General features: G+C 71.0%; 4 protein-coding genes. 1 reads left to right on the plus strand and 3 read right to left on the minus strand.

Features of this window, described 5'->3' with window-relative positions:
* The 3 genes from VFZ20_RS01505 to VFZ20_RS01515 all read right to left on the minus strand — a co-directional run.
* Positions 1–1,303 (minus strand): sigma 54-interacting transcriptional regulator (locus tag VFZ20_RS01505; protein WP_329682043.1); only part of this gene is annotated, 1,303 nt, incomplete at its 3' end.
* A 97-nt stretch (positions 1,304–1,400) separates the two neighbouring features.
* Positions 1,401–1,712 carry a DUF4180 domain-containing protein gene (locus tag VFZ20_RS01510; RefSeq protein ID WP_329682044.1) on the minus strand — a complete coding sequence of 104 codons (312 nt, stop codon included), beginning with the start codon at positions 1,710–1,712 and terminating at the stop codon, positions 1,401–1,403.
* A gap of 187 nt (positions 1,713–1,899) precedes the next feature.
* Complete coding sequence (locus tag VFZ20_RS01515) at positions 1,900–2,808, minus strand: hypothetical protein (RefSeq protein WP_329682045.1); 909 nt, start codon at positions 2,806–2,808, stop codon at positions 1,900–1,902.
* A gap of 684 nt (positions 2,809–3,492) precedes the next feature.
* Between VFZ20_RS01515 and lon the strand changes: the two genes are divergently transcribed.
* On the plus strand, positions 3,493–5,999 hold a 2,507-nt coding region (lon, locus tag VFZ20_RS01520; protein ID WP_329682046.1), incomplete at its 3' end, for an endopeptidase La.

Here is a 5,999-nt window from a genome sequence, read left to right on the forward strand (position 1 = left end):
AGAGCCCGGCCTCCTCCAGCGCCTCCACCAGCCCGGGCACGCCCCGCAGCCCCGCCAGGCACGCCTCGGCCGACGCGCCGTCGCTGATCTGCAGCACGCCGCCGCGGTCAAAGTGGTCCACGATGGTGTCCAGCATGTCGACCTCCCACGTGCGGTCGAACAGGTCGCGCGCGGCGGCGGCGATCAGGTCCTTGGCGATGGCCTCGGCGCCCTGCAGCTCGCCCTCGTACTCCAGCTCCATCTTGCCCGTGATGGACGGCAGCGCCGCGTACACGTCGGCCACGCGGGCCACCACGCGGGGCTCGCTGCTCGTGAGGGCGCGGCGCTCGGCGTTGCTCACGGCCGTCTCCATCACCGTGATGGGCATGCGCTGCGACACGCCGCTGCGCCGGTCGATGCGCTTGTCGTCGCGGGCCAGGAACGCCACGCGCTCCACCAGCTCCGAGACGAACGGCGGCACCGTGATCTCCTGCCGCGCGTCGCCCTCGCCGTCGCGGCGGGTCCACGCCTCCTGCCGCGTGATCTCCATCCCCTCTTCCGGGGTGCGCGGGTAGTGCGTGAGGATCTCCGCGCCGATGCGGTCCTTGAGCGGCGTGATGATCTTGCCGCGCGCCGTGTAGTCCTCGGGGTTGGCGCTAAAGACGAGCATCACGTCCAGGGGCATGCGGATGGGAAATCCCTTGATCTGGATGTCGCCTTCCTGCAGCACGTTGAACAGGCCCACCTGCACCTTGCCCGACAGGTCCGGCAGCTCGTTGATGGCAAAGATGCCGCGGTTGGCGCGCGGCAGCAGGCCGAAGTTGATCGTCAGCTCGTCGCTCAGCAGGTGGCCGCCGCGAGCCGCGCGGATGGGGTCCATGTCGCCGATGAGGTCCGCCACCGTCACGTCGGGCGTGGCGAGCTTCTCCACGTAGCGCCGGTCCGGGCCAATCCATTCGATGGGCGCGTCGTCGCCGGCCTCGTTGATGAGCTGGCGGCCGTACTTGCTGATGGGCTGGAACGGGTCGTCGTTCACCTCGCTGCCGGCCAGCACGGGCACCTCGGGGTCCAGCAGCGTGGTAAGCTGGCGCAGGATGCGGCTCTTGGCCTGCCCGCGCAGCCCCAGCAGGATGAAGTTGTGCCGGGCCAGCACGGCGTTGGCCAGCGCGGGCACCACGGAGTCCTCGTAGCCCACGATGCCGGGGAACATGGGCCCGCCGGAGCGCAGCTTTGCCATCAGGTTCTCGCGGATCTCCGTCTTCACGGACCGCGGGCGGTATCCAGAGGCGCGCAGGGCGCCGAGCGTGGTCGGGCGCTGGGTCATGGGGCAGTGATCTGCGTTGGAGAAAGCGGCGTTCCGGCATCCGGAGATGCGCGGCGGCGCCGCAAGAACCGTGTCCGGCGCGAGTCCGGCCGTCCGCCTATTCCGCCGCCAGCCAGGCGACGGCTTGGTCGCGGTCGGGAAAGAAGCGAAAGTGCCGGCCGTGGTTGGCCTCGCGCGCGAAGTCCTGGAACGGGCCCGAGTGCGCGGATACGTCCGGGACGACCGTCGCCATGCGCAGCTCGTACTGCGTCAGCCGCTGGACGATGCTGCCCGCGACGCCCGTGCTCAGGTCGAAGAACGCGGGCGGCAGCGCGCCGTCGTCCGCCAGGATGCTGCGCGCTCCGTTCTCGACCGCCGCCCGCACGGGATCCCCATCTGCCCCGCGCGGCACCTCGTAGGTTTCGCTCACGATCGGTATCTGCTCATTGCCAAGCCGTCATCGAGCGAGGGCGCGGCCCCCGCGCAGAGACCCCCACCCGCTCGTCGACTTGCGACCTCCCCCGCTGCGCGAGGGAGGTGACCGGCCCGCCACGCCCGGCCTGGATGAAGTTCTCCGCGGCCCGACCGAACCTTCATCAAGGGGGACAAATCCGCCGTCAGCGCGCCTCCGGAGGCAGCTCGATGGTCACGCCGTCGGGCACCACGCGCATCACGGGCATGATGGCCGGCACGGGCGCCTCCGCCAGCGCGGCAAAGATGTCATCCACCGAGGCATGGCCCGCCAGCCGACGCAGCGTGTGCACCGTGGGCGGCAGCATCTTGAGCGAGCCCAGCTCGAAGTAGTGCACGGCGCCGCGGGCCGTGAGCCACACGCTTTCCGTCATCTCGGCCTCGTGCGGCGTGCAGACGGCGTTCGCCTCTACGCGCGCGAGAAAGAAGCGCGTGTCGTAGCGGCGCGGCTCCGGCTCGGGCGTGATCCAGTGCGCCAGGTACAGCAGCTTGTCCGCCGCGATGCGCAGGCTGCGCGTCACCAGCACCTGGCGCAGGTCCACCACGTCGGCCAGCAGGGCGCGCCGGGCCACGTCCAGCGTTTCGCGGCCGCCGGGGTTGGTGGCGTCCTCGGCCACGCGGGCCAGCAGGATGCCCGTCTCCTCGAACGCCTCGCGAACGGCCGCGACCACGAAGCCCACCGCCTGCGCCGGGTCCGTGAGGCCCAGCCGCTCGGCCCACTGCATGGGCGTGGGGCCGTCCAGGCGCTCCACGATGCCCCCCTCGGCGTCGCCGCCGTCCACCACGCCGCCGGGAAACACCCAGGCACCCGCCGCGAAGCCGCTGGTGCGCTTGCGGCGCAGCAGCAGGAACTCCGGGCCGTCGGCCGAGTCGCGCACCAGCAGCACGGTGGCCGCCTGCCGCGCGGCCACGGGCGAAAAATCGCCCGCGCGCACCTTGTCCGCGAACCCCGGCGGCAGCGCCTCGTCGGGGATCAGGAACACGTTGGGGTCGTCCGTGGCCCGGCGGCTGGCGGACGCGGCGGACCTGGATGGATCGGGCTGCGGATCGGTCACGGCGGTTTGCGCGTGGGTGCGTGCGTACATGAAAGGAAGTACGGCCTAACCATACGCGCCGGATGCAAGGCGGCGAAAGGGCCGCGCCGCCCTCCGCGAATCCCGCTCCACGCGCCTGAACACAGCCGTTTCCCAGTGCCGGAGAGCGTGCTCCGGCGTTGCGCGCACCAATGGGACCAACGCAGTTCAACCTCCCCCAGGTTTTTTGGGGGAGGTGGGCGAGCTCCGCGAGCCCGGAGGGGGCGCCGCGTGGGATCGGCCACACGGCGATAGAACAACCCACCTCGGTTCAAGGACGGCTCGACAGGTGGACCTCCGGCGGGGCTCCGTGGCTTCGATCCGCATCCCGGCGGGTGAACCACCGGGCCGAAACCGCGGAACCGATCGCCCCGTCCTGTTTATGGCTCCAGGAGCGGGACGCGAATCGTCCCACGCCCGGCGGACTCGACGAACCTTATGCCTCTCCGGCAGTTACGCGCCGAAGCGGCACCCGCGCGATCCGGGGTACAGCCGGAATGGCAGCGGAGGGGGCATTGTGGTTAAGTGTAGATTATCTCAGCACTTAGGGGCGCACGGATGCGCGCTGGGCGTGTACTGATGCGTGGCAGGGAAGATGCGAAATCGAACCGATAGCAGGCGGCGGACACACAGCCCGCCGCGATCGGAATGAAAGGCGATAGACACATGAGCGAAAAGACGATGCTGCCGGTGCTCCCCCTGCGGGAGACCGTCATCTTCCCGGGGACCGCCGTGCCGATCTCGGCCGGGCGTCCGGGAACGCTGCAGGCCGTCGAAGCGGCGCTCGCGGGCGACCGCCGCATGCTGGCGCTGGCCCAGAAGGAAAACCGCGACGAGGTGGACCCCGACAACCTGTACCAGGTGGGCACCATCGTGCGCATCGCGCAGGTGCAGCGGGGCGGCGGCGGCGTGCAGCTGCTCATCCACGGCGAAACGCGCGCGCTGGCGCTGCAGTTCGTGGAGACGCCGGGCCGCGGGCTCACCGCGCACGTCCGCGAGATGGTGGAGATGGAGCCCGTGAACGCCGAGGACCCCGCGTTCCTGGCCCTGTACCGCGAGGTGCGCGACCGCGCCGCCGAGCTGGGCCGCCGCCGCGGCATCCCGGCGGAGATGCTGCAGCAGATCATGGACGGCGTAAAGGACCCGGGCGCGTTCGCCGACCTGGTGGCCTTTTACGTGGAGATGGCCCCCGAGGCCAAGCAGAAGCTCCTGGAGAGCCTGTCCGTGGAGGAGCGGCTGCGCTCGCTGCTGCTCATCGTGCAGCGCCAGCTGGCGCTCATCGAGGCGCAGGAGGAGATCCAGCAGCAGGTGCAGGAGGAGCTGGGCGACCGCCAGCGCGAAATGCTGCTGCGCGAGCAGATGAAGGCCATCCAGCGCGAGCTGGGCGAGGAGGACGAGGGCGCTGAGGTCGAGGAGCTTCGCCAGAAGCTGGACTCGCTGGAGCTTCCCGAGGCCGCCCGCGAGGAGGCCGACCGCGAGCTGGCGCGCCTGGAGCGCACCAACCCGCAGAGCGCCGAGTACCAGGTCATCCGCACCTACCTGGAGCAGCTGGCCGACCTGCCGTGGAACATCCGCACGGAGGACAGCCTGAACCTGGCCGGCGCCGAGGAGATCCTCAACGAGGACCACTTTGGCCTGGACGACGTGAAGGACCGCGTGCTGGAGTTCCTGGCCGTGCGCCAGCTGGCCGCCCGCCGCGCCGAGGCCGAGGTCAAGGAAGAGGCGCAGGTCGAAGCCCAGGCCCTGGAGGGCACCGAGGCCGAGCAGACGGCCGAGACGCTGGAAAAGGAGATCACCGAGGCCAAGGCCAGGGCGACCGCCAAGGGTCCCATCCTGCTGTTCGCGGGCCCTCCGGGCGTGGGCAAGACGTCCATCGCCAAGAGCATCGCGCGGGCCCTGGGCCGCAAGTACGTGCGCATCGCCCTGGGCGGCGTGCGCGACGAGGCCGACATCCGCGGCCACCGGCGCACCTACGTGGGCGCCATGCCGGGCCGCATCGTGCAGGCGCTCAAGCAGGCCAAGAGCCGCAACCCGGTCATCCTGCTGGACGAGGTCGACAAGCTGGGCGTGAGCTACCAGGGCGACCCGTCGTCGGCGCTGCTGGAGGTGCTGGACCCGGCGCAGAACCACGAGTTCACGGACCACTACCTGGGCGTGCCGTTCGACCTGAGCGAGGTGCTGTTCATCGCCACGGCCAACTACACGCAGAACATCCCGGCGCCCCTGTACGACCGCATGGAGGCCGTGGAGTTCCGCGGGTACACGGAGCTGGAGAAGAAGTCCATCGCCCAGCGCTACCTGCTGCCCCGCCAGACGGAGCAGTCGGGGCTCAAGGAGGGCGAGCTGGAGGTGACGGAGCCGGCCCTGGAAAGCGTCATCAGCGAGTACACCCGCGAGGCGGGCGTGCGGCAGCTGGAGCGCGAGCTGGGCAAGGTGGCCCGCAAGGCCGCCCGCCGCATCGCCACCGGCGGCACGGACCACGTGCTGGTGGATACGTCCGACATCAAGGACTTCCTGGGCCGCACCCGGGTGCACCCGGAGCGCGCGGGGGCCGAGGACAGCGTGGGCGTGGCCACGGGGATGTACTACACCCCGGTGGGCGGCGACATCATGTTCATCGAGGTGAGCGCGCAGCAGCGCACGCCCACCGCCACGGCGGCCGGCGAGGCGGGCGAGGCTACGGCGCCGGGCTTCGGCAACCTGGTGCTCACGGGCCAGCTGGGCGACGTGATGAAGGAAAGCGCCCGCGCGGCGCTGACCTACGCCCGCGCCAACGCGTCGCGCTACGGCATCGACCCGCGCAAGGCGTGGGGCTCGGAGCTGCACATCCACGTGCCGGCGGGCGCCATCCCCAAGGACGGCCCCTCGGCGGGCGTGGCCATGAGCACGGCCCTGGTGTCGGCGCTCAGCGGCACGCCGGTGCGCAGCGACGTGGCCATGACGGGCGAGGTCACGCTCACGGGCCGCGTGCTCCCCATCGGCGGGGTCAAGGAGAAGCTGCTGGGCGCCCACCGCGCCGGCATCCGCGCCATCATCCTGCCGATGGAGAACGAGGCGGACCTGGACGACCTGCCGCGGGACGTGCTGGAGCAGATGGAGGTGCACCCGGTGGAGTCCATCGACCAGGCGCTCTCCATCGCCCTGCGTGGCGCGTCGCTGAGCGAGGGAAGGCT

Source organism: Longimicrobium sp. (genome assembly GCF_036280135.1).
Taxonomy (GTDB): domain Bacteria; phylum Gemmatimonadota; class Gemmatimonadetes; order Longimicrobiales; family Longimicrobiaceae; genus Longimicrobium.